Raw genomic sequence first — 25,432 nt, forward strand, 5'->3', positions numbered from 1 at the left:
AGCAATTTCAATTTATTCAATTCATTCCATTCAAAATTATCCAGGAGGTAATCCCATGAAAAAACGTTCGTTGATCTCATTGCTGCTTATTCTCGTCATCGTGATTTCGGGCTGCAGCGTGAAGACCAAGTCCGAATCCCAATCGGAGACGGCCCCGACTTCGCCAGCAGAGAGCGCTCAGAATCAGGCTCCAGTCGACATTGAGCTGCTCGCCCAAAGTTCTTCCGAAAATGACGTTAATATCATCCGTGACCAGCTGACCAAAAACGGCTTCAATGTAAAGCTGAATCTGCAGCCGGATTACGGCAGCTACAAATCCCAACAGGACGCAGGCAACTATGATATTGCTCTCTCCAGCTGGACGACAGTAACCGGTAACCCGGACTATGCCGTTCGTTCTCTTTTCAAAACCGGTGGTGACTACAGCATTCTGGCGGATGAAGAGATCGATAAACTCATTGACGCCGCAGCTACCCAAACACCCGAAGAATACAAGGAAACGTACAAACAATTGGAGGACCGCCTGGTAACGGATCAAGCCTACATCGCTCCGTTGTACATTTCCCTGAAAAGTCAGGCCGTGAATCAGGACATCCTGAATCCGGATACGGTACGCCTGTCCAAGTCCCGTGCCATGGCTTGGGAACCGATCGAATTCAAAGACAGTTCCAAGAATACTAAGGATCCACTGATCCTGACTCAAAGTGCTTCCGTGCTGACTTCCCTTGACCCGATCAAAGGCAACGACGGCTCCATCAACCAATTGAACACCAACATGTATGTTCGTCTTGTAAACCTGACGGATGATGATCAACTGACGGCCGAAGGATCACTTTCCCACAATTTCAGCATCGCTGAAGGGAATTCGGAGTATTATTTCATTCTGAGAGACGATATTAACTTTGCAAAGATTGAAAACAAAAAGGCAGTAGATACCGGCGAGCGCGTGGGTGCCGATGACGTCATCTTCTCTCTGGACCGCGCCAAAAATAAAGACTCTGTTCCGGATCACCGGACATACAGCTTGCACGAGCATATCAAAGAAGCTGAGCTGGTAACCGACCTGAGCACCCTGGAATCGATCCAGCAATCCGGCGGTAAGGGAACCATCAAAGACGCTCTCGAGCAAGGACTCGATTCCAAAATCACCGAACTGGTCTCAGACAAAACAAAAGCGGATAATAGTGCAGGTAAATATCAGGTCGTGAAACTGACCACAACAGAGCCTTTCCCTCAAGTCCTGAATTACCTGGCTCACCAATCCGCGGGGATCGTGTCCAAGAAACAGGTGGAGAGCATCAACACCTATGACGTAGCTTCTTTTGACGTAAACAAGGATATTCCTTATGGTGACCAGAACACGGTAACAGAGGGGGCTTCGTACAACAACACACTGTATGCAAGCGGACCTTACATTCTGGCTTACAAAAACGACTACGAGGGCGTATTCTATCAAAACCCCGGATACCGCAAAGGATCTGAATATGCTCCGAAAATTTCACAGGTAAACGTGCGCTTCATCGCGGATGCTGACAGTGCGCTATCTGCCCTTCGCAGCAGTGAAATTCATCTGTATTACGGGGTACCCGAAACGAAGTATGACATCATTGAAAGTGACAGCAAGCTGAAGCTGCAGAGCATTCCGAGCAACGCGGTTTCCTATCTGCTGTTTAACACCAAGAATAGAGATGTGGCGAAGAGCAGTGACTTGAGAAAGGCAGTGCTGTACTCCATTAATCAGGATGAGATTCTCCAGTTCTATAAGAACAACAAGCTCAAAGCCTATTCCACGGTAAGCCCTCTCGTTCAGACAGGGAATGAATTGAAGTCTGACCCGGCCAAAGTAAAAGAGTTCTTGAGCAATTACAACGCATCCAAGTAGATAAAAGCATAAACGGCTGCTGACAGAATCAATCCAGGGTTCTGTCGGCAGCCGTTTTCATATCATGCAGATTGCAAGCAGGTTAATGGTAAAACTTGATAAAAGAACGTACGTTCGGTATAATGGTGTTATCCTGAATAAGCGAGAGGCAGATATGGACGACAAATTTATTAAAGAATTACGCGGGATTAGTCGGGATGATAGACGAAGATCCGAATTCATGATTCAAGGCATGAAAGAAACACTGGAAGAAAGAAAGCAGCAGAACATACTTAAGCGCTGGATCCGGCGCAGGAAAGCAGAGAAGAAAATCTCACAACGATTCAATCCGAATCCCCACTCGGATCAAAAGTAAGACATAAAAAAGGAGGCAACGCGTGCCTCCCTTACGTTTACATATGAGAACTAATCTAGTAAATAGCATTTGTATTTCAATTCGACGCTTACTTTCAATAGAACTTGATTTCATTGGAGAGCTGCCGCATCAAGGCAAAATGGCAAAGGATCTAACCGGGAATCCGGAAGCCTTTTCGGCCTTGGGTACAATGTTGAAGATCACTGCACCTTTTGCTGGCACCTGATCCAGATTGGTTAACAACTCTACCTGATATGTATCCTGAGCAAGCACATAATATTCCGCGAGAAGTGCGCCATTCTTCTGATAATCCACAGCTGAATCGGTATCGAAGGTTTCATGACCAATGGCCTTGATTTTGCGTTCCTCGAACAAAAACATCAATGCACTAACCGACCAACCGGGTGCATGGCTGTTGCCTTCTGCATCCTTGTTGTCGAACTTTTCATGATCGGGCCAGCGTTTGCTCCAATCGGTACGAAGTGCCACGAAGCTGCCTTCTTCAATGACCCCATATTCCTTTTCGAATTCAAGAATATGCTCGACATCCAGCGTAAAGTCCGGATTGCCCGCCACGGCAGCAGACTGGTCAATGACCACCAGCGGCAGAACAAGTTCCTTCAGCCCTAGCTGATCCAGATAACGCGTGTCACGCACAAAATGAATCGGTGCATCCAGATGGGTGCCGTATTGGCCGGGGAATGTAAAGCTCTGAGCGAAAAAACCTTGGTCGTGATTAAACAACGTATCAAACTGGGCAGCATCAAAAGCAGAGAAGTGCGGCGATTCCGGGCCAAAAGTATGGGTCAGATCAACCCATTTCTTTTCTTTTAGCAGTTGAATGGCCTCGATGAGTTCGTTGGACAATTGGATCACCTCATACGCAGAATGGAATAAATTTCTACTATTATATCTTAAACCTCCACATATGGGAATGCTGCTTCTGCCCCTCCCTCCTCCATGAAACAGCCACCTTCCCAAACGGAAGATGGCCTTGATTCAGACTCCTAATTTCAATGTAATATAACCTTCGTATGCGAGTTGACACCTATTGCGCACGGATGACAAGCTTCCCACGTGTATGATGTGTTTCGCTTTTCTTATGCGCCTCCTGAAGTCCCTGTTCGCTTAAATCATACGTCTCGTCAATCACAGGTTTGAGTTTCCCTTCTGAGGCGAGCTTCGCCAGTTGGTCGAGCTGCTCCCCTTTCGGTTCCATCATGAATACATTCGCAGTTACGCCTGCCTCCTTGGCAAGGTTCTCGTCCGGTTGCTCCACCAGCGAAACCAGATGTCCGCCGGACTTTAGCACCTTGAAGCTGTCCCGCTGAATATCACCACCCATTGTATCGAGCACGACATCATACCCGGAGAGGATCTCCGAGAAATCTTCTTTTTTATAATTGATAAAATGTTCCACGCCCAAGGAGCGAAGCAGCTCCTCATTGGACTCACTCGCCGTTGCCGCCACTTCAGCACCAATGTATTTGGCAATCTGTATCGCATAAGTTCCCACACCGCCTGCTCCCGCGTGAATCAATACCTTTTGCCCCTTGGCGAGGTGCGCATGATCAACTAGTGCCTGCCAGGCTGTCATGCCCGCAAGCGGTATGGCCGCAGCCTCCTCAAAACTCAGATTATCCGGAATACGGGATACGATATCTGCATCTACCGCCACATATTCTGCATAGGTTCCGAAGCTTCGCGGACGGGCGAATACTCGGTCACCCTCCCTGAACTGTGTAACATTGGATCCTACCTCTGCTACAATACCCGCAGCATCCCCGCCCAAAATCAAAGGGAATGAATCAGCCGCTTCTTCCATATGTCCTTGCCTGACTTTGAAGTCGACCGGGTTCACCGAGGTTGCATGAATCTGGATGATGACCTGATTGATTCCACATGTCGGCTTCGGTACTTCCTGTTCCTTCAATTGTTCCGCTCCACCAAACTTATCAATAACAATAGCTTTCATACCAAATCCCTGCCTTTCGATTGGATTATCGCGTGCCCTCCTTCTTCATTACCCTGTGCAGCCATTCACTTGACCTTGAATCTCAAGCTCGCCGTCCTCGTTCCATCAAAAAAACAGCCACTAAGCATGCTATAATAGGAACATTCTCATTTTTCATGAACTAACGGACAAGCGAGGGAAAACAAAATGGATATTGAGGTCATCACATTACATGCATTTTCGGATATCGTTGAGGGAGGTAACCCCGCTGGAGTCGTTATGCAGGCAGAGCATTTGTCCGCGTCGCAGATGCAGGAGATTGCCAGACAAGTCGGATTTTCTGAAACGGCATTTGTCATGCCTTCGAATTCAGCTGATTACAAGATACGTTACTTTACTCCAAATCATGAAGTAGACCTATGTGGACATGCAACGGTTGCACTATTCTATCTGATGAAGGCAGAGCAGATGGTCGACGTGGGCAGGTATACACTTGATACACTTGCAGGCATTCTCGAGGTAACCGTCGAGAAAGGCGGTGACGTCTATCTGTCCCAGACGCTTCCGCAGTTTGGAGAGCTGGTTAACCGGCAGGACATCGCAGACTCTCTGCAGATTCCGCTGCAGGACCTACATCCAGAATTGCCTGTACAGATCGTGTCTACCGGGCTGCGCGACATCTTAATTCCGGTTAGGCATCCTGATGTTTTGACAACCATTAACCCTGACCTTCAGCAAATCTCCGACATCAGCAAAGCTCATCAAGTGGTGGGTTATCATGTGTTCGCACTTGAAACGCAAGATAATGCAGCCCTCGCAGAATGTCGGAACTTTGCCCCGCTGTACAACATACCGGAAGAGAGCGCCACAGGGACATCCAATGGCGCATTGCTGTGTTACCTGCATAAGTATCAACAACTCCGAGCTCCCCATGATCAGACATACATAATCAAACAAGGGTACACGATGAACCGTCCTTCCAGGATCCTGGGCAGAATAACACTCGGCCCTTCCAACGAGATCACTCAAGTTCAGATCGGCGGCGTCGCCGTGCATATCGAGAATATTGGGATTCATCTTCCTTAGGCAAAAAAATATCCGCGTTGCTCGCCTTCTCACTTACCGTACTTGGTAGCATAGGAATTCAAAAAAAAGCGTCACACCCGAGAGATGAAGTCTCTCCCGGTGTGACGCTGCTACCCGAATTCAATCTAACCTGTTTCTTTCCTTCGTAATCGATTTCTCAGACGCTCATATTGCCCATAGATCCACGGCGCTTCCTTCGTCAGGATCGGGCCCAGAACCGCCAGAATCAGCACGTACAACACAGCGAAGGACTGGATTGAAACCATCAATCCTCCGGCCTTGCCAATGTTCGCCATAATGATGGAGAACTCCCCTCGGGAAACCAGCGTGAATCCTACCTTGAGTGAAGCCTTTGGCGTCATTCCAGACATTCTGCCTGCAATCATTCCTGCGCCATAATTGCTCGCAATGGTTAAAATGACCGCAATGATGGTCATCCCGACAGCACCCCCAAGGGAGGAGGGTTCAATGGTCAGCCCAAAGCTAAAAAAGAAGATCGCACCAAAAAAGTCCTTGAACGGCATGACCTGATGCTCAATCCGGTTCGCATGTCTCGATTCACCGAGGACCAGTCCCATCATTAATGCACCGATCGCCTCGGCAACATGCAGCGTTTCCGAGAAACCAGCGACCAAAAAAAGCAACGTCATCACGGTAAGCAGAAACAGTTCGGATGACTTGATATTCAGCGCCTTGTCAATATACTTGATGCTCTTCCGGCCAATGATCAGAAACAGCACAATGAACAGCATCGCAGACAAGGATACCAGCAGTACACTGAGGAACGAGGTCGCCCCGCTGAGAACGAGGCCAGTCAGGATCGAGATATGAATGGCAATGAACAGATCGTCAAACATGATCATGCCCATAATAATCTCCGTTTCGGGATTCGCCGTGCGCTTCAGATCAACGAGTACTTTGGCCACAATCGCTGTTGAAGAGCTGGTCATGATGCCGCACACCACCAGCGTTTCTTTTAACGGCAGCTCCATGAACCAGCCCAGCAGCAGACCGGAAGCAAAATTAAGCCCTACATAGAACATGCCTCCGGTCAATATGGCTTTGCCCGATTTCATCAATCGGGAGACCGAAAATTCAAGTCCAAGATAAAATAAAAGAAACAAAATGCCAAGCCTGCCCATAAATTCAATAAATGCCGAGCTTTCGATGAAACGCAAATCCACGATACCGATCTGTGGTGCATGCGGTCCAACCGCCATTCCGATCAGAATGTAGAAAGGAATGACCGAAAATCGTAATCGTGCAGATATTAGCCCCGTAAGTGTAATCAGCGCAACAGCAATTCCCACTTCGAATATGAGCATATCCATAGGCTACAACCGTCCATCGGATAATAACCGTTTTAATTGCCTGATCTGATCCCGCTCTCCAGCCACGACAATCGTAGCCCCTGAGGCAAATGTGTAGTCTGGACCCGGATTAAACTGTTTCTCCCTGTTCTTCTCCACCACCGCCAGAATGACAGCCCCCGTCGCTTGGCGGATATCCAGTTCCCCTATCGTTCTTCCAATACTTCGTGAATGAGGTTCGATTCGCAACCATTCGATCAGTAAGCCATCGAGCATAACTTCCCGTTCATCCTGGAATTTCGGCTTATAAGTCATGCCTCCCACGACGGCAGCGACTGCACGGGCCTCTTCGTCATCCAAGGTTACAAGGGATACCATATCCCCCACCTCTTCAGGCGTGTCTCCGGATTCCATGTGAAACAGATCGCGCCGCTCATCATTATGAATCACGATAATCAAATGCTCTCCGCTACGGGTGTGCAGCCAATACTTGCGTCCAATTCCCGGTAAATCCGTCTCTTTAAAGTGCATGATCCACACCTCCTGAAGACACCGGATTCAAGGTTGTATTACTCCAAGTGATTTCCGTAATACGCACCCTCATGGAACCAGCCGGGATCGTAACGGATCTCGTTTCCCCTTTGCTGCTAAGCAGCAATTGACGTCCTACAGGCGAGAGAAAGGAGATGCGCCCTGCATCCGGATCTGCCTCTTCAGGCATGACAATCTTGAATGCATCCGACGTATGGAAATCAATGTAATCAAATCGGATCTCGCTCCCAATAAGCACGACGGAATGGAGAAGCTCATCCGGGCCGAGCAGGAGCTTCTGGACATATTCGGTGTAAGCAGACAATAATTTCTCCATCTGTATCCGCTCGGGTTCACGCACGTCAAAATAGGCGTCGAGAAAAGTCCTTTTCTCTTCACCTAATGTAATGAGCTGTTTCACCAGTATTTCTCTGCAAGGTTGAAGGTTAGACCTATGGTTCATAATAGATCTCACCTCCTATACAAGCTTTGTTCTCCACATGAATTCGCATGTTGCTGTTCATCATCCTGTTTTCCTCCTTCTGTTAGATAAAAGCCCCGGAAACCGGGGCCTTCTTACCATCTTACCAAAACTAATTTTTTAATCCAGTCTATTCAGCTAACTTCCCGTTCAAAATGGGTAATCGGCTGTATTATCCAATTGTTGGAATGTAATCTTTACACCACATGATAGATCCATAGAACATTTTAATAACGTCATAAAAAACATTTTATGGGTTTTCATCTCGTATTTTTATTTTCTTTCCTGTATATTTAACTACAAACTTTTATGCAATTTATGCAAATAGCCAACCACAGACTTTAACACAATAAAGGAGTGCATCGAAAAAGTGTCCACTATTACTCAAGAATCAACTCAAGTCACTGCTGCAGAATATGTTCATTCCGTTTATGAATCGGTTATCGCCAGAAATCCGCAAGAACATGAATTCCATCAGGCTGTAAAAGAGATTTTGGACTCACTCATTCCTGTGATTGAAGCGCACCCGAAATACATGAACAACAGCTTGCTCGAACAGCTGGTTGAACCCGAGCGTGTCATTACGTTCCGCGTACCATGGGTCGATGACCAAGGCAAGGTTCAAGTGAACCGTGGATTCCGCGTACAGTTCAACAGTGCCATCGGTCCTTACAAAGGCGGACTGCGCTTCCACCCTTCCGTGTATTCCGGAATTGTGAAGTTCCTGGGCTTCGAACAGATTTTCAAAAATGCACTGACTGGACTGCCGATCGGCGGTGGTAAAGGCGGTTCCGACTTCGATCCCAAAGGAAAATCTGATCTGGAAGTAATGCGTTTCACGCAAAGCTTCATGACAGAGCTGTATAAATATATCGGTTCCGATACGGACGTACCTGCAGGCGATATTGGTGTAGGCGCGAGGGAAATCGGTTACATGTTCGGACAGTACAAACGCATTAGCAGCGGGCATGATGCAGCGGTATTAACGGGGAAAGGTCTGCTGTATGGGGGAAGCCTTGCTCGCAAGGAAGCTACTGGATTCGGTTGTGTGTACTTCGTGAACGAGATGCTGAAATCGAAAGGGCTGAGCTTCCAGGACAGCACAGTGGTTGTTTCCGGTTCAGGCAATGTATCCATTTACGCCATCCAAAAGGCTCAGGAGCTCGGCGCCAAGGTCGTGGCTTGCAGTGACTCGGGAGGATACATATACGATGCAGAAGGAATTAACCTGGATACCGTAAAACGATTGAAAGAAGTGGATCGCCTGCGGATCAGCGAATACGTCAAAGAGCATCCTCATGCGGTGTACACCGAGGGCTGTGCAGGTATCTGGTCCATCCCGTGCGATATCGCGCTGCCTTGCGCAACGCAAAATGAGATTGATGAACAGTCTGCTGAACTGCTCGTGCAAGGCGGCGTCAAAGCCATCGGTGAAGGAGCCAATATGCCTTCCACGCTTGCTGCAATCGATCTTTTCCTGAAAGAGGGCGTTCTGTTCGGTCCGGCGAAAGCAGCCAACGCAGGTGGAGTTGCAGTGTCCGCCCTTGAAATGTCTCAGAACAGCATGCGGTTGTCCTGGTCATTTGAAGAAGTGGACACGAAGCTGCATGAGATCATGCGGAACATTTACAACAGCTGTGTGGAGGCAGCGGATCAATATGGCTGTACTGGAAACCTTGTGGCAGGAGCCAACATTGCAGGCTTCCTGAAGGTAGCCGATGCCATGCTCGCTCAAGGCGTAGTCTAAGTTTTAATCAATTTGACCGTTCCACTTGAAGCGTGTGCACATCATAACTTTATTCATGAAGGACAGTTCTCCCTGAGGAGAGCTGTCCTTTTTCATCTTTTGAAATGATCGGAGCACCTCAGGCCACTACAGGATGAGAGGGTCCATGTGGTTCCGTTCTCCCTTACGCAAAAAAGCCGCCAAAATGGCGGCTATCACAGTCAATATGGTTTATGAACGAACGGTTTTCAGTGCCCCGCTCCAGGACAACACTTGGTCCAACATTCCGTTGAGATTGGTCAAGTGCAGATCAGCCGGTTTGAAGGTTCCGTTATCAAAATCGGTGAATAAAGAAAGTGCCGGGTGAACACGCACATCCGCAACCGACAGTTCTCCCAGAATACCGCGCAGATGTTCTGCCGCACGAGCACCGCCTACCGAGCCATAACTAACAATTCCTGCAGCTTTATCGTTCCAGGCTTCACGAGCATAATCCAGTGCATTTTTCAGTGATGCAGAGATGCTGTGATTATATTCCTGTACGATAAATACGAATCCATCGAGGCTCGCCAGCTTGGTGTTCCAGGCTGTAGCCTGTTCTGTTGCATCAGCTTCGCCCAATAGCGGCAGCTTATAATCGGCAATATCCACGATTTCATAGTTGGCATCACCGCGTGAATCAGCGATCTTTTTCACCCATTCTCCTACTTGCGGACTCAACCGACCTTCACGTGTACTCCCAAGAATAATCCCAATATTTAATTTCGACATCTTTGTTTCCTCCTCTTGTGTGTTGTTGTTAGTTTTACCGAATAACTTATCCATAAATCCCATATCTACACCATCCTGCATCCGTTTAATTGTTTGGCTTTTTATTGATAATAAGTTATATGGTTTAATTAGTCAAGTAACTTACATAAAGTTTGCAAATGTTTTTTTATCTCTACATATCATATCAATGCTGATTCCTATTTATGCTGCAATTCTGCCCTCCCATATGGAAACCTATAGGAATTGATCATATTTCAGTGTAATGGTAAAGTGATATTAACACTAAATATCCAGTTTTTTCATTTATCAAAGGAAGTGTACACATTGTCTAATCTATCCCACGGCAGTACGATGAGCCCTCATTTATACACGGACTGTGAGCAGTGTTTCGGGCTGTGCTGCGTTGCCTTGCCTTATGGCAAGTCATCCGACTTTGCTTTTGACAAAGCCAGCGGCACCCCTTGCTCCAACCTGCGCTCTGACAATCGCTGCGGCATCCATACGCAGCTCCGGCAAAAGGGCTTCAAGGGCTGCACCGTCTATGACTGCTTTGGTGCAGGCCAGAAGCTGTCCCAAGTAACCTATGCGGGCAGAGATTGGCGGGATCATCCGGAATCTGCTGCCGAAATGTTCGACTGCCTGCCTGTCATGAGACAACTGCATGAACTGCTCAGTTATATGAACGAAATGCTCTTGCGGCCGGAAACCTCCTCTCTTCACGATGCCATCCGCAGCGTATACCAGGAGACGGAACGCCTCACCGATCTGGAGCCTTCCGCGATTCTGCGTCTGGATATTCCCTCTCAGCGGACGGTCGTGAACGATCTTCTGCTGCAGGGGAGTGAACTGGTACGTGCGCATGCGCCATCCAGCAGCCCTGAGCAAGGGAACTCCAAACGCAAGAAACTGAAAGGAAGAGACTTCCTAGGCGCCAATTTAAGAGGAGCTGACCTCCGGGGAGCAAGCTTTCGGGGCGCCTTAATGATTGCTTGTGACCTGCGCAATGCCGACTTGAGACATGCTGATCTAATCGGTGCCGACTTGCGTGATGCGGATCTGGGCGGAGCAGATCTGACCGGGAGCATTTTTCTGACACAATCCCAGCTGAATGCAGCCAAAGGAAATTCCCGTACCAGATTGCCAGCTCATCTCAACTTGCCTGAGCACTGGTTGTAAAGATATCCTCTGCTATATAAGAGAGAGCTTTAACAAAAACAGCCCGTCCCTCATAATGAAGGACAGGCTGTTTCTATTTATTGCAATAAATGAATCGTTTTATTTCGAACATTTACAGAAGATCGCGGCGAAGTTCCTCAGCGGATTTCGGGGACAGGTGACCAAGTGGAATATCAAATACGGTTTTGGCACCTTTATGTCCTTCCAAGCTCAAACGCTGTGCAGCCCGTGCATAAGCGACCAGTACACTGGCGGTGAATTCAGGGTTGCTATCGAGCTTCAGACCAAATTCCACAATTTGCTTTTGGCCTGTACCGGTAACACCACTACGAATAACAAATCCACCGTGCGGCATACCTTCATGTTCCGATTTAAGCTGCTCTTCAGTAATGAACGTTACCGTTGTATCGTAATCTGCAAAATAGTTCGGCATGGATACAATGGTTTCCCGAATTTCATCCTGGTTAGCACCTTCTTCAGCCACGACATAGCATTGACGCAGGTGTTTCTCGCGTGTGGACAGTTCCGGTGTCTCGCCTGCGCGAATCCGGTTAATCACTTCTTCAACAGGTACAGTGTACTGAACACCTGCCTTAACCCCTGGAACACGGCGGATTGCATCGGAGTGACCTTGACTGACCCCTTTGCCCCAGAATGTGTACTCTTTACCCTCTGGCAGAATGGATTGGGCGAGCAGACGGTTCATGGAGAACAAGCCTGGGTCCCAGCCTGTGGAGATCACACTAACGTGACCGCCTTGCTCTGCTGCAGCATTCACTTCCGCGTAGAATTCAGGAATTTTCGCATGTGTATCGAAGCTGTCCACCGTATTGAACAACTTGGCAATGGCAGGTGTCTGCTCCGGAAGATCCGTTGCCGAACCGCCGCACAGAATCATGACATCAATTTTACCTATGTATTGCTCGGCAGCAGAGATGTGCTCAAAACGAGCTTCTGTACCTTCTGCAACCATCTGCTCCGGATTACGCCGTGTAAATATAGCAACAAGCTCCATATCCGGGTTTTGCACAATGGCTTTCTCCACGCCTTTACCCAGATTTCCGTAACCTACGATACCAACTTTAACCATGTTCGATCCTCTCCTGTCTTCTTCTATAGTTGCTTACTACTCTAGTATAAAGATATAACATACCATGTAACCTGTTAGGTTTCCAGTCGAAATCAAAAATACCTTGCACTAATGCAGCACCAAGCTGCTTTCATGCAAAGCATGAGCCATTCATTCCTATCCTGGACCTAGAAAAATAATCGAAACACATGAATGATGTAATCCGACTGTTCGGTAAAATGTGCTACAGATGCTGCATCTACTCTGGCTGTGAAGCACAAGAAAGATACGGTTAGAATCAAGAGAGAGAGTACACTGCTTGCCAGGAGCAAGGATGCGAACTTGGTGACGACCCTTAATTTTCTCATCCAATCTGCCTCCTGTTCGCTGTTTGTTTCGGAGATTATATGTTTCATTTGTGACCTGTGGATTCAGCCATGTCCAAAATGGCACCCGCAACGGCATCCGGTTGACTGTTATGGATGTAATGTTTGGCGTGAGGAACTATCTGCTGTCTCCCCTGTACGGACCATGAGGCAAACTCGGCTTGATCTGCCTGCCATGCCCGGCTTCCCTCACTTGGTTGATCTGATCCGGCCGTAAGAATGGTTAGAGGAAAGGAAAATGGCTGTTTGTTCTCCAGCACACGGGCTGCGTTAACCTTGGAACGATGAAGCTCATCCATCACGTTGTCGTTGTACGCATGCTTCAGCGTCGAACGGGTAGCGGCCTTTTTCATTGGTTCTGCAACCAGGTCCGGGTCAATAACCAGCGTTGCCATCATCCGATCCGAATGCAGCAATGTTCGTGCAATACCGGTTTTCACCAGAAATCTTGCTGAATCGAAATACCAGTCTGGCGCATCCATCTCCGCCGTGCTGTAATATTCAGGACTACCCCCATCGATCATAACAATACCTGCCACTTCATCCGGATACATTTGTGCATATCGAATGGTCTCCAGAGATCCCAGGGAGTGACCCACCATAATGTACGGTGGTCGCTGACCGGATTTGCGCAGCAATTGATGCACTTCATCTACAACGGTATCGATGTCACGCGGCTGCTCTGTATAGTCGCTGTATCCATACCCGAATCGGTCATACACGGCAATTTTTACATGGGATTTCAGCTTGTCGTACAGCGGACTGAAATCCACGTAGGGATTCGGTGTTCCCCAGCCTGATGCAAGTACAACGGTCACGGATCCCTTCCCCGCCGAGTAGAGGTGCATATTACGTCCACTTACCTCATACAGCCTGCCAGGCGGCGTATATGACTTCATATCCTGTGCAGACTGATAAGCTTCGTAAGCCGTACCTGTAAGCAGCAGCAGACCTGTCGTCAGCATCAGGCCACCTAATACTTTCACCACTCTCCGTAAACCCTTGTTCATCGCTTCTCTACCCCTTACACGCTAATCTCATCTTCGTCTATGCCTTGCATAACGTTCCTATATGTATTCTTTAATCCTACCCAAGAACCGTTGTAACCGGAACAATCCGGGGTCCAGTTCTTCCCCCAACCAAAGTCCAGTTCATGACCTACCCTGCGGGCTGAGAAGGGACTGTCCAGCATTCTATTAGAGGGGATAGACAACCCAGTTCACACCAAAAAACCGCAAATTCCCGATGCATTATCGGAAACCTGCGGTTCTCACCTTACTCTATTATTCAGCCTATTCTGCGACTGCTACAGTTGCAGCGTTAATCCGACTGGACAGTGGTCACTGCCCATCACATGACAGTCGATGTTTGCATCTTCAACCAGTGGTGCCAGTTGATTGGACACGAGGAAATAATCGATACGCCAGCCCACATTCCGCTCCCGTACCTTTGGCATATAAGACCACCAGCTATACACGTCCGTGCGATCTGGATACAAATGCCGGAAGCTGTCCACATATCCCGCCGCCAGCAGTTCGGTCATTTTCCCCCGTTCTTCCAGCGTAAATCCGGAGTTGCCCATATTGGGCTTCGGATTCTTCAGGTCAATCTCCTGATGAGCCACATTCAGGTCACCACAGACAATGACCGGCTTGGTCTGCTCAAGCTGCAGGATATATTTCAGGAAACGATCCTCCCACTCCAGTCGATAAGGAAGACGGGTCAGATCACGCTTCGCATTGGGCGTATATACATTCACCAGGTAAAAGCGGTCAAACTCCAGCGTAATCATCCGGCCTTCCGGTTCACTGTCTTCCTCCATCCCGTAGCGGACGGATAACGGCTTGACCCGGGTAAACACGGCGGTACCGGAATATCCTTTTTTGATGGCATAGTTCCAGTATTGGTACACATCTTCCCCGAGGTCCATCTCAATCTGCCCTGCCTGAAGTTTGGTCTCCTGCACACAGAAAATATCGGCCTGACTTTCCTTATAATAATCCATGAATCCTTTCGTAACGCATGCCCTTAACCCATTCACATTCCAGGACACCAGCTTCATATCCTCATCTCCTCACATCTCCCCAATATAGCATGGGCGAATTCATAAGGACAAGGTTATCCGCCTGGAAATGGGACGAGGGGTGCTCAAAGGCAGTTCCCGCTAGGTAAACAGCCACTCCAGCGCTTCGGAAAAGTGTTTGGCAAAGAACAGCATGTCATGTGTTCCTCCCTCTTCCTCCACGTAGTTCAACCGATCAGCGGGATATCCCTTTGCCAGAATCGCCCTGACCGCTGCACGCGTATAGTCCAGCATATGGGCCTGAATATTTTGTTTGTAGATCCCCTCCAGGCTGCCCACATACATATACAGCTTCAGCTCACTTCGATCAGACCAGGATTGCCCGGTCATGTAATCCAAAAATCCTTCGTACCACATCGAAGCAGACAGTGCCCCTACCTTGCCAAATACATGCGGGAATTCGGTGGCTGCATACAGGGAAATTAAGCCCCCAAGTGAACAACCCATAATCCCCGTATTCACTCGATCTGAAAATGTGCGGTAGTTCGAGTCCACGTGCGGTTTCAACTGATTGATGATCGTATCCAGATAGGTTCTGCCTTGCCCGCCAAAAGACGAAAACGAAGCCGTAAGGGCCGGCATTGGCCAAGGCGTATAATCATCGTTCCGATTATGGGGCTCAATGCCAACCAAAATCACTTCGGGCAGCCTTCTCGTTCGATAATAGTGATCCAGAAGATTACTGCAGACCTTGGCTACTGCTCCCCCATCCTGAATATATACGACAGGATAACGACCTCCATCGGCGTAGGAGGGTGGAAGAAGAAGATGAAGCGTCCAGCCGCCTACTGTCTCATGTATCCATTTACTCATGCTAGGATTCCTCTCCTCCAATGCGAATCCGGCCAATCACATCCGGTTTTTGAGCAGCAAAAATATAAAATACGGTACTCCGATAATGGAGATCACAATGCCTACGGGCAGCTCTGCCGGGGCAAATACGGTTTTGCCAATCAGATCACCCACGACGACCATGGCCATACCTACCAGCCCGGATACCGGAATGACCCGCTTATAATGAAGTCCCACCAGTCGTCTGGCAATGTGAGGAGCGATGAGTCCAACAAATCCGATACTGCCGGATACGGCAACACAGGCGCTGACCAGTCCCACACTGCCGAGCAGCAGCAGTCTTCTCTCCCGGTGCACATCCACGCCGAGCCCCTGACTGCTGGCCTCCTGCAGCTGCATTACATCAAGTACACGGGATTTCAGCCAAAGCAGCGGAATAAGCAGCACCAGCCAGGGTATCATGGCCGCAATGAAACGCCAGTTGGCATTATAGATACTGCCGGTCAACCAGACGGTGGCCATCTCAAAGTCCCCAGGGTTCATCTTCAGGGAAAGATAGAGCGTGATTGCACTAAAGCCCGAACCGATGGCAATCCCGACCAAGATCAGCCGCTGCGAATCCAGCTGTCCCCGCTCTTGGGCAAACCACAGAATAAGAGTTACCGCCACTAAGCCTCCGATCAGCCCAAACAGCGGCATGGCCATAATGGACAACCAGCCGGTCCCCGATATGGAACCCTGGAACAGAAGCATAAACAGCACCATGGCCGTTCCCGCTCCTGCATTGATTCCAAGCATGCCTGGATCAGCCAGCGGATTGCGGGCAATCCCCTGAATAACCGCCCCTGCAATGCCAAGTCCCAGCCCAAGCAGCAGGGCAATGACGATGCGCGGCAGCCTGAAGTCGAAAATAACCAGGTCATGTTCATGAACGGGGTCCAGCCGCATTAAGGTTTTGACTACCTCCATGATCGAGATATCGAACGTGCCGTTCGTCAGACTGATATACACTGCCGTTGCGATAATAGCTGCACATACGAATATAACGGCCCATAATCTTCCCCGCTTCCGTTCAGGCATGTTTTCCCCCTCCTTTGGTCTTGATCAGATAGAGGAAAAAAGGCACACCAAACAATGCGGTGACAACCCCAATCGGTGTTTCAAATGGTGAATTGATGAATCTGCTCAGAATGTCGCACCATGCCAGGAATATCCCGCCCAGAATGGCTGAACAAGGAACAACCCAGCGGTAATCCACACCGAAGAAAAAACGCGTGATGTGCGGTATTAATAAGCCGACAAATGCGATCTTCCCTGCCAATGCCACGGAAATCCCCGTTAAAATAACAACGCTCAGGATGGATAATGCCTTGACCCATGCGGTCCGCTGTCCCAGGCTTGTTGCAACGTCATCTCCCATGGACAGAATGGTAACGGACTTCGAAAGGATCAGCGCTAACGCCAATCCCACCACAGCAAAGGGAATAATCAGCTTGATCATGGTCGGATCCATCTGATGCAGTCTGGCGTTGTACCAGAAGCTGATGGTCTGGGAGACCTGATAGTAGGTCGCTACAGCCTGCGACACACTACCTAGAAACGTGCCAATAATCGTGCCCAGGATGGCAAGCCGCACAGGGGACATTCCGCCGGGCAGCAGCCAGGCAATGAAAAATACGAGCCCTGCTCCCAGAGCAGATCCCGCCAGGGAATAAAAAATAAGCCCAAGGGAAGACGTATTAGGCATAAATACCATGCATAGCGTGATTACAACGACCGACCCATCGGATACCCCCATAATGGAAGGGGAGGCAAGATAGTTTCTTGTCATCCCCTGCATGAGAGCGCCGGATACGGCCAAAAAAGCGCCGATCAGCAGAGCACCAATCACGCGTGGAAGCCGTGAAGACACAATGATCTGATGATCGATGCTGTTCGTGTCAAATTCAAAGATACTTGCAATGACCGTGGAAACATCAATATTTTTGGCTCCATACAGAATGGATGCCAGAATGGTGGCTGCAATAATCAGGGGTGCTGCTGCGAACAGCACCGCCGGATTCAATCTTCTTTTTTGCATGGATTATACACGCCTTGCTCTAATTATTTGGTTAGCTGCTCAACAGCGGCCTCCAGGAAATGAATTCGGCTCCACGCCGGACCTCCTTCGGCAAGCGGATCAATCACGTTAACAAACGCCTGATCATTTTGCAGGGCCTTCGTTTTCTGCAGAATCGGGTTATTCTTCAGATCTTCAAGCGCATTCGGCGTGTCTGCATTCTCTGTTGCTTCGAATTGAATAAACACCACATCCGGATTCATCTCGGCAAATTTCTCCACGGAGATTGCTTCCTGTGCTTTCGCTGCCTGAATCTCGGCAGGGACCTGGAATCCAAGGTCATTGTACAGGATCGGGTTCACGAAGACCGACTCGGGATATACATACATCTGTCCATTACGGATTCGGACCGCCACAACCTTTTTGTTCTGCAGTGTATCACCAAGCTCTACCTGAGCCGTTGTCAGGGCTGCTCTGTATTTTTCAATCTCCTGTTTGGCCAACTCCTGCTTGCCTGTCAACTCAGCGAGCAGATTGAGATTGGCCTCCCAGTTCGTGGAAATGTGAGATACCTGAATGAACGGGGCAATTTTGCCGAGCTGCTCAGCCACTTCAGGCTTGAATTTGGTGGTGCCCAGAATAATATCCGGTTTCAGTGACAAGATGGTTTCAAAGTTTGGCTCAATCTTCTGTCCAATGGACTCTGCTTGATCGGTAATCGAGGTATACATCTCCGGGAACTTCCCGCCGAAGGTGATTGCACCTACAGGGTGTACGTCCAATACCAACGCATCTTCCATCGCTTCCATCGAACCGGTGATTACGATTCGTTGAACATCCGTTGGCACCTTATATTCCTGATCCAGATATTGAATGGTTCTTGTTCCTTCTGCTGCTTCGGTTGTTTCCGTCTCACTACTCGCTGCCGTACTTTCGGCCTGAGCTGAATTTTCCGTTCCTCCTGCTGTATCTTCCTGATTACCGCATGCCGCCAGAACAGTCAGCATACAGATCAATGCCAGCAGCAACCCCAGTTTTTTCTTCATCTCTGGTGATCCCCCTTCAATAGTTCCATTCTCTAATTGAGAATAATAATCATTATTGAATGATAAACAAGAATGACAAACAGGACCATGGACTCTGTCCTGAATCCCTATGGATTATTTACCGAAGCAGATTCATCATGTCATCCAACATTCGTTCATTGGATACAGGGGAATTTTCAAGCCAAGGGTCAGCCGTAATGATATACAGACGGTTATTCTGCACCGCCTTGATGTTTTGCCATAGGGATGTTTTCTGCACATCCTCCCATACGGATAATGTTTCACTTTCCTGACACACCATCAGGAAAATGCAATCCACCTTCATGGCGCTTAATTGTTCCAGGCTAATGGGTTCGTTGTATACCGCGCCCTGTGGACTCGAATAGGCGGACTTAACCCCCAGATCACCATAGAAAACCTCCGCCATGGAAGGTGAGCTGTACCGGGTGAACTGCTGTTTCAGCAGGCGTACAACTACAGCTGTGTCATTACCGAGTTCCTGCTGCATCAGCACCTTAGCCTGCTGGACCTTGAGGTCATAGCTTGCCAGCCAGGCCTCGGCATCCTGCTTTCCTCCCACCTGCGCAGCCAGCGTCTGCAGCTGTACACGCCAAGAATGTTCCGAAGCTGCAATATACTGCACAGGCGCAATTTCTTCTAGCCGGTTCCTCTCTTCAGGCCGCAAATGGTCATAACTGATAATCAATTCGGGTTGATGCTCCTGCAGAGCCTGGATTTTGGATTCCCATTCCACGTCCAGACGATAGGCACTGAGGTGCACCGGGATGTCCTTGCCCAACATACGATAGTAATAGGCCGTCCATTTGGGGTGCAGCGGAGCAGCATATGGAATCATGTTCAGCGCCAGCAAATGTCCCGTCACCCCAATATGATAGGCAGCAATTTTGCGGCGACGGCTGTTCATGTATACCGAAGGGGATACGCCAACGATTTTTTTGAATTTGCGGCTAAAGTAAAACTCATCCTGATACCCGACCTGGTGGGCGATGTCCCGCAGACGCAGATCCGTGCTGGCCATGAATTGCTTCGCCCGGTTGATCCGGAGTCCTGATATGTAGTCCGTGGTGCTCATTCCATATCTTCGTTTGAACAAGTCCACGTAATATTTTGGGCTGAGTCCGGCCATGCCTGCGAGAAGTTCCACCGTCAGATTCTCATTGGAATGTTCATCAATGTATTCTTTGGTGCGCTGAATCAACATTTGCGAGTCTTCCTTAAGTGGTGTGTGAGCCTCTGTAACGTGAACCAGAAACTGCAGGAATTCCAGATAAGCATGGTAACGGCCCATCGGCTTGCCACTGTGCCAGAAGTTATTCATTTCTTCACAACGGAAAGCCAGCTGCAGGGTGGAAGCCACTGCCAGTTCCCTACCAGATCGAAACAAAGGTGTATCCTTAATGAGACGAAGCGAACTTGTGTCTTCTTGGTCTTCCTCATACAGATCGAAACGGACCAATGTTACTTCAGCGCCCTCTTCTCCAAAAGATGCCAAGCCAAACGTTGATTCAGGCACACATGAATATACGCCTTGTGCCCTTATGTTTACGGAACGGTGATCCAGGGTTAACAAAGCTTCACCACCTGTAACCATGACCAATATATAAGAGGATGTATGCTGCTGAGGCAGCACCCATCCTGCTCTGGATTTGATTTTCTCAATATCTCGTATTTTCAACGTCAGACGATCGAGTGGATGTTCGGAACCCACCAGGCGATCCTTGTGAAAGTTTTGGGAAATCATCTATTTTCCTGCCTCCATTTGATAACCATTCTCATTTACTTGTTCTAGTATATCAAATTTACGCAGGATGTCGCACGACCTTCTCAGGATCGACACATTAGAAAAGAGTGATCCATTATCCTATGGAGGCAAACCGGATTGCCCTGCTCATCAATATCGGCAGTACCGAAATATGACCTTCATCTTCAAAACATGTAAACTCGGCACTGAAGCCCTCAAGTCCCGTCTGGCCCAGCCAATGTGCGAGCTCTCTGGAACGACCCACTACGCCGCTCGGGTGGCTTTCTTCCTGCTCCCCTGCTGCAATTAATACGTGCATCTCCGTCCCACAATTCTCCGTGCGCGAAACCCATGATGCTCTCTGCTGTTCAATCCAAGCTGAATTCCAGTGGATGGACGGACTGCCTGCGATGTAATGGCGAAATGTTCCGGGATTGCCCAGCAGCATCTGCAATACGAATAACCCGCCGAGGGAGTGACCTACGATGGATTGCCTGCTGCGATCTATGGAATACTTTTCCTCCACCTCCGGCTTCAACTGTTCTTCAATAAAATGCATGAACGCTTCTGCCCCTCCATATTCAGGCCAGCTTGCGCCATCCGGTCTTCGAGGCAAATCCGCTTCCGGAACCGGCATCATGAAATCGTAGTATCTCTCTGGTGGAAAGGGCTGCTTAGCCTCGTAACCAATCCCGACAATCACTGCCGGGACCACTCCAGTTTTGTCTGAACGCACGGATTGAACACGCATCGCCTCAACCATGGTACCGAACACGGCATTGGCATCAAGCAGATAGATCACGGGATATCCGCTGGGCGGCGAAGCGATGTCCGGAACAAAAACGTAAATTACATACTCGCGTCCACTCCGTTCAGCGCGCCCCTTATATACAGATGTTCCCGGCAAGATTACTCCCGGACCCATGCCATCTTGATTCATGACCTGTTTCATTGACGATTCCTCCTTGTTGTTAATGCAGTAACTTTTGATTATATCCAAGGCCCTTCTATCCCTCCATGGACGATCTCCTCGTCTAGTATGGATAATGCACCGTTCATGCAGAGTTCCCAAAAAACGAAAAAAGACCGGAACATGGTCCGGTCTTCGTTCGGCCGCGAAGAGGCGCGGCCTTTAGCCTATGTGAATTCTTGCAGGCTCGTGTTTCCTATACCTCGCTCTTTAACTTGGAGAACACCGCAAGATCGATGTAGCGTCCCTTTTCAAACTCATGCTGCCGCAGCAGACCTTCCTGTTGAAAACCAAGCTTATGCAGCAGTCTGATCGAGGCCTCATTCTTCGGCTCCACTTTCGCTTCAATCTTGTTTAGCTGCATGTTCGTGAAGCCAAAATGCATTACGACATGTGCTACCTCAGTCATAACGCCCTTCCCCCAATACTCGGGATGCAAATCGTATCCAATCTCTGCACGGTTATGTACTTCTTCTCTATTGAGGAACCCGCAGGTACCCACCACTTTACCGGATTCCACATCTTCAATCATCCAGCGCAAACCGGACTGTTCCCTGAAAATCTTCGTATACCAGCCTATCTCATCCATCGCATCGTTCACACTCTCAAAAGGTGTAAATGGCATGAATTCCACAACCGTCTCATTGGAATACAACGCCAAAAGATCCGAGGCATCCTGCTCATCTGCAGCTCGCAGGTTGAAGCGGTCGGTCTGAAGCACAGGGAACTCGTCAAACATAAACGGGGTATTCATGGATCTTCTCCTTTCAGCCAAACTGTTATCAAATTCTATTCATCTCGGATTTTTCCTATCCATTGTACCAAAATCATGATAAAAAGACCCCTATATTGCACAGCAGATGATAGAAACAAATCACCGTACTGTTCAACAAGGAGTCCTGCTGCACACGGTTAACCGTGCCTATTCACACTTGATGGTTACTCAATTACAACCCATGGGTATCGGGACGGCTCATCAAACAGAAGTCGTATTCGATCAGGTGCACAGCCTTCCTCGTCAAATACGAGCAGTTCATTCTCATCCTGAAGCCAGGAAACAGGAACTTTGTAATCTTCCTGCGGACCAATCTGCCAATATCGGCCCAGATGATGTCCATTCAGATGGAGTGTTCCCTTGCTCATTCCGGTAAGCCGAACCATCAGGTTCACTCGGTAATGTTCCGGCACATCAGGCCGGGAGAACTTCCAGCGGTACCACACCGGCTGGCCATATGAACGATCAATCAGCGGGCTGGCCATACGATTGCCACTATACTGAACGACATCCTTGGTTTCCATAGGCTCGGCCGATTCATCGAATGTACCCAGCGTTGCCCACTGCTTGGGAAGCAGTGCTTCGTTGCCAGCCATGCGCCAGTCTGTCAGCTCATCTTCATTTCGGTACAGAATAAGCTCCAATCGGTTCAGAGGGCTGGTGCTATAAGGCATCTCCAGTGTGTTGACCTCACCCGGTTTCAAATAAAGTGACAGATCCACCGTATGGAATGAAAACCAGTCCTGATACCCTTCGAGCGGTACATCGATGCCATTAATCCGCAGCCCTTTGCTTACAGCTCCAACAAGAATGGCACGGTCCATGCCATCCAGCGTGATACTCCGGCTGAGAAGCGGATGTTCCTCCAGATAATTTACTTCATCCAGATGAACAATTCCACTTGCTGCGTGCCAGTCCCGCCGGATATCCTGTACGGAGCCGCCAAGATACACAGGGCCCGCCAATCCTTTGCTCTCACCCAAATGTGGCGAGAAATTGAGCCTTCCCATGTGCTGAATCAGGATCTGGAGCCTGTTCGTTCCTTTCACAGTCCTCACCGGGATCGCCGCCGCACCAACCTGTCTTACCAGCGCCTGTTCCACGCCACCCACGTATACTCTGGCCGTATCCTGAAGATCCGGCAGAATGAGATTGCTCGCACCTCCATCCTCACTGTGAAAGTCGCATTCAGAGAGCAGATATCCGTAATCCTGCCCGTACTCCGCGAAGTGTTCCGGATGACCGCTTGGTGATTGCGCCGCTGCTTCCAGGTTGATACGCGCTACGTCCGGGGATTCAGACAATCTTGGAGGCATCGGCAGCACGGGCAGCTCCTGATGGTGAGCGCCCTTGGGCGCATAGTAATCCTGCGTATCCTCCGCACGACCGGACTCCACTGCAGCATCCGGGTGGATGAACTCGCGTCCAGTCAGCATCTGTTCACCAGAGGGCCAGCCACCGAGCAGCAGCATGGACCGGTCCGGATCGGAGATCATGCCCTTGACCTGCCCGGATGGCAGAATGTCAACATCATCCACCCCGATCACATAACGCAGTTGTTCCTGATCCGTGCCTTCGATTCTCCAGGTTCTGTCCATCGCTTCACTGTCCAGTACAATGATGCGGAGCGGGACACCGCCAACCTCCAGACGAATTGTCCCGGGTTCACGGAAATGGAACAAATCCAGGCGCCGGACATCACTTTCCGGATCGTGATCCAGGAGCAGCTGCATGCTGCTGCTTATCACTCGCAGGGACGGAGCCTCCAGTTCCACAACCGAACGCTGTCCCGTATCCCCCACAATGAACAACGTCCGTTCACCATTCACCATTTCGTTGCCTGCAATCCACACACCACCCGTCAGGAAAACATCATCTGCAATCCGAATTCGGTCAAAAACCGGAACGATCTGTCCAGGGCCCAAAGCAACAGGAAGGGTGCGTCCTTCATCCAGCGTAATCGGCAGTGTCTGCCGTTCATCCAGGTGACTCTCCATGAACCATATCGTCTGGTCGCCAGAACGCCGTCCTCGTATGGAGATCCCTTTGGGATAGCGCGGGCTCATCTCAGCTTCCGGGATCTCTTCGGCTTCCATGAAGAACGCTCCGAACGCGTTCAAGAAATAGGACCACTTCTTCGTTACCGCGTATTTCGGCGTCACACGCCCGTATTCATTCAGCGGTGCATCATAATCATACGAAGTGACCATAAATATGTCGCTACTGCCCACGCTTCTACCACCATAACCGCCAAAGTTGGTCCCGCCATAGAACATGTAATGGCTGATTCCGGTATACCCGGCACGGAGAACCTCCATCAGCCGCTTTTCCAGTAATGGTGCCGTTTTCTGAATGGCAGAGGGTCCCCCCCAATTCTCAAACCATCCGGTCCAGAACTCAGTAACCATCTTCGGCGTATCCGGCTGTTTCTCACGCAGCTTCGCATAATGCCCGTCAGCACCCGACCAGAAGTTGGCCCCCTCGATCGTTCCCTCTGCACCCCCTACACAGGTAATGAGCGGGACATTGATTCCACGGCGAAGCAATCCATCCTTAAGGCAGTTCATATGATCGCTTGCTGCGGCGTCATCCATCAGATACCCGTATTCATTCTCCACCTGAACAAGAATGACGCTGCCTCCAGCGGAAACCTGGCGCTCACGGATGATCGGTATAATCCGGTCGAAGTACAGGTCCACATAGTGCAGATAGGTTTCGTTGTTTTCACGGAATTTCACGTTCGGCTTCGTTGCCAGCCAGTAAGGAAATCCGCCAAAATCCCATTCTGCACAGATGAACGGTCCTGGACGTGCAATGACCCACATACCCAGTTCGGCACACAGATCCAGGAAAGCCCCACAGTCACGATCTCCTTCGAAATTCCATTGTTTTTCCTCAGGCTCATGAACGTTCCAGGCAAAGTACGTATCGATGCAGTTCATGCCGGCCAGTTTGGCCTTAACCAATACCTCTCTCCACTCTTCCCTTGGCATCCGGAAGTAATGAACCGTTGCACTGTTCAGAAATACGCGCTGTCCATTCCACATGAAGCTATGCCGGTCATAACTCCATTCCGAAGTAACACGGTTGTCAGCCCTAGGTTCTGTATTCTTCTCCTGCTCATGAAGCAAAAGGGATCGTTTCTCTGTCAAAGCGTTCCCCTCCTTCTTAAATGTTTGAGTTCATATGTCATTCGTCTATCCTAATCAAGCGAATGG

The 25,432-nt window shown here is 49.3% G+C and carries 23 protein-coding genes; 5 read left to right on the top strand and 18 right to left on the bottom strand.

The window, feature by feature from the left end; all coding sequences use genetic code 11:
- The first annotated feature begins 55 nt into the window (after positions 1-55).
- A complete protein-coding gene (locus tag AC3WQ3_RS06765) occupies positions 56-1,882 on the top strand; it encodes an ABC transporter substrate-binding protein (RefSeq protein WP_492471820.1) in 1,827 nt (608 codons plus the stop codon).
- Between the two features lie 154 nt (positions 1,883-2,036).
- Positions 2,037-2,237 carry a hypothetical protein gene (locus AC3WQ3_RS06770; protein ID WP_336780409.1) on the top strand — a complete coding sequence of 67 codons (201 nt, stop codon included), beginning with the start codon at positions 2,037-2,039 and terminating at the stop codon, positions 2,235-2,237.
- A gap of 129 nt (positions 2,238-2,366) precedes the next feature.
- Here AC3WQ3_RS06770 and AC3WQ3_RS06775 read toward each other — a convergent pair whose 3' ends face one another.
- Both AC3WQ3_RS06775 and AC3WQ3_RS06780 read right to left on the bottom strand, forming a co-directional pair.
- Positions 2,367-3,104, bottom strand: coding sequence for a cyclase family protein (locus AC3WQ3_RS06775; RefSeq protein WP_492471821.1), 738 nt, complete (start codon positions 3,102-3,104; stop codon positions 2,367-2,369).
- A gap of 181 nt (positions 3,105-3,285) precedes the next feature.
- Positions 3,286-4,212, bottom strand: a complete 927-nt coding sequence (locus AC3WQ3_RS06780; protein ID WP_492471822.1) for an NADP-dependent oxidoreductase — start codon at positions 4,210-4,212, stop codon at positions 3,286-3,288.
- Between the two features lie 186 nt (positions 4,213-4,398).
- On the opposite strand from AC3WQ3_RS06780, the gene AC3WQ3_RS06785 reads away from it, so the two are divergent.
- Positions 4,399-5,277, top strand: a complete 879-nt coding sequence (locus AC3WQ3_RS06785; RefSeq protein ID WP_492471823.1) for a PhzF family phenazine biosynthesis protein — start codon at positions 4,399-4,401, stop codon at positions 5,275-5,277.
- 125 nt (positions 5,278-5,402) lie between these two features.
- Here the strand turns inward: AC3WQ3_RS06785 and AC3WQ3_RS06790 are convergent, their stop codons facing one another.
- Genes AC3WQ3_RS06790 through AC3WQ3_RS06800 form a run of 3 tightly spaced genes read right to left on the bottom strand, consistent with a single transcriptional unit; the run spans position 5,403 to position 7,581 of the window.
- Complete coding sequence (locus AC3WQ3_RS06790) at positions 5,403-6,608, bottom strand: cation:proton antiporter (protein WP_095359650.1); 1,206 nt, start codon at positions 6,606-6,608, stop codon at positions 5,403-5,405.
- 3 nt (positions 6,609-6,611) lie between these two features.
- Positions 6,612-7,118, bottom strand: coding sequence for a cation:proton antiporter regulatory subunit (locus AC3WQ3_RS06795; protein WP_492471824.1), 507 nt, complete (start codon positions 7,116-7,118; stop codon positions 6,612-6,614).
- A complete protein-coding gene (locus AC3WQ3_RS06800) occupies positions 7,108-7,581 on the bottom strand; it encodes a GreA/GreB family elongation factor (protein ID WP_492471825.1) in 474 nt (157 codons plus the stop codon). Before AC3WQ3_RS06800 ends, AC3WQ3_RS06795 begins: the two co-directional genes overlap by 11 nt.
- A gap of 388 nt (positions 7,582-7,969) precedes the next feature.
- Between AC3WQ3_RS06800 and gdhA the strand changes: the two genes are divergently transcribed.
- Positions 7,970-9,346 carry an NADP-specific glutamate dehydrogenase gene (gene gdhA, locus AC3WQ3_RS06805; RefSeq protein ID WP_154896187.1) on the top strand — a complete coding sequence of 459 codons (1,377 nt, stop codon included), beginning with the start codon at positions 7,970-7,972 and terminating at the stop codon, positions 9,344-9,346.
- A 210-nt stretch (positions 9,347-9,556) separates the two neighbouring features.
- On the opposite strand, the gene AC3WQ3_RS06810 is transcribed toward gdhA, so the two are convergent.
- Positions 9,557-10,096: an NADPH-dependent FMN reductase gene (locus AC3WQ3_RS06810; protein WP_153979595.1), complete on the bottom strand. Its 540-nt coding sequence runs from the start codon at positions 10,094-10,096 to the stop codon at positions 9,557-9,559.
- Between the two features lie 351 nt (positions 10,097-10,447).
- On the opposite strand from AC3WQ3_RS06810, the gene AC3WQ3_RS06815 reads away from it, so the two are divergent.
- Positions 10,448-11,272 (top strand): pentapeptide repeat-containing protein, encoded by an 825-nt coding sequence (locus AC3WQ3_RS06815; protein WP_336780825.1) that lies wholly within the window; start codon positions 10,448-10,450, stop codon positions 11,270-11,272.
- 112 nt (positions 11,273-11,384) lie between these two features.
- Here AC3WQ3_RS06815 and AC3WQ3_RS06820 read toward each other — a convergent pair whose 3' ends face one another.
- From AC3WQ3_RS06820 to AC3WQ3_RS06875, 12 genes are all read right to left on the bottom strand, one after another.
- Entirely contained in the window at positions 11,385-12,362 is a 978-nt protein-coding gene (locus tag AC3WQ3_RS06820) for a diaminopimelate dehydrogenase (protein ID WP_492471826.1), read from the bottom strand.
- A 167-nt stretch (positions 12,363-12,529) separates the two neighbouring features.
- A complete protein-coding gene (locus tag AC3WQ3_RS06825; RefSeq protein ID WP_336780402.1) occupies positions 12,530-12,709 on the bottom strand; it encodes a hypothetical protein in 180 nt (59 codons plus the stop codon).
- 44 nt (positions 12,710-12,753) lie between these two features.
- Positions 12,754-13,737: an alpha/beta fold hydrolase gene (locus tag AC3WQ3_RS06830; protein ID WP_154896186.1), complete on the bottom strand. Its 984-nt coding sequence runs from the start codon at positions 13,735-13,737 to the stop codon at positions 12,754-12,756.
- A 296-nt stretch (positions 13,738-14,033) separates the two neighbouring features.
- Positions 14,034-14,789, bottom strand: coding sequence for an exodeoxyribonuclease III (locus AC3WQ3_RS06835; protein WP_492471827.1), 756 nt, complete (start codon positions 14,787-14,789; stop codon positions 14,034-14,036).
- Positions 14,790-14,891: 102 nt separating this feature from the next.
- Positions 14,892-15,623 (bottom strand): alpha/beta hydrolase, encoded by a 732-nt coding sequence (locus tag AC3WQ3_RS06840; RefSeq protein WP_492471828.1) that lies wholly within the window; start codon positions 15,621-15,623, stop codon positions 14,892-14,894.
- Between the two features lie 36 nt (positions 15,624-15,659).
- The gene (locus AC3WQ3_RS06845) at positions 15,660-16,682 is read right to left on the bottom strand and encodes an iron ABC transporter permease (protein ID WP_154896183.1); all 1,023 of its coding nucleotides are present in this window, start codon (positions 16,680-16,682) and stop codon (positions 15,660-15,662) included.
- Positions 16,675-17,682 (bottom strand): FecCD family ABC transporter permease, encoded by a 1,008-nt coding sequence (locus tag AC3WQ3_RS06850; protein ID WP_492471829.1) that lies wholly within the window; start codon positions 17,680-17,682, stop codon positions 16,675-16,677. The genes AC3WQ3_RS06845 and AC3WQ3_RS06850 overlap by 8 nt, the downstream gene beginning before the upstream one ends.
- Before the next feature lie 23 nt (positions 17,683-17,705).
- A complete protein-coding gene (locus tag AC3WQ3_RS06855; protein ID WP_492471830.1) occupies positions 17,706-18,707 on the bottom strand; it encodes an ABC transporter substrate-binding protein in 1,002 nt (333 codons plus the stop codon).
- Between the two features lie 118 nt (positions 18,708-18,825).
- Positions 18,826-20,469 carry an AraC family transcriptional regulator gene (locus AC3WQ3_RS06860; RefSeq protein ID WP_492471831.1) on the bottom strand — a complete coding sequence of 548 codons (1,644 nt, stop codon included), beginning with the start codon at positions 20,467-20,469 and terminating at the stop codon, positions 18,826-18,828.
- Between the two features lie 115 nt (positions 20,470-20,584).
- Positions 20,585-21,421 (bottom strand): alpha/beta hydrolase, encoded by an 837-nt coding sequence (locus AC3WQ3_RS06865; protein ID WP_492471832.1) that lies wholly within the window; start codon positions 21,419-21,421, stop codon positions 20,585-20,587.
- A gap of 214 nt (positions 21,422-21,635) precedes the next feature.
- Complete coding sequence (locus AC3WQ3_RS06870) at positions 21,636-22,193, bottom strand: GNAT family N-acetyltransferase (protein ID WP_193725049.1); 558 nt, start codon at positions 22,191-22,193, stop codon at positions 21,636-21,638.
- A gap of 185 nt (positions 22,194-22,378) precedes the next feature.
- A complete protein-coding gene (locus AC3WQ3_RS06875) occupies positions 22,379-25,366 on the bottom strand; it encodes a beta-galactosidase (RefSeq protein ID WP_492471833.1) in 2,988 nt (995 codons plus the stop codon).
- Between the last annotated feature and the right edge of the window lie 66 nt (positions 25,367-25,432).

This window comes from Paenibacillus sp. FW104-T2, from assembly GCF_058789975.1.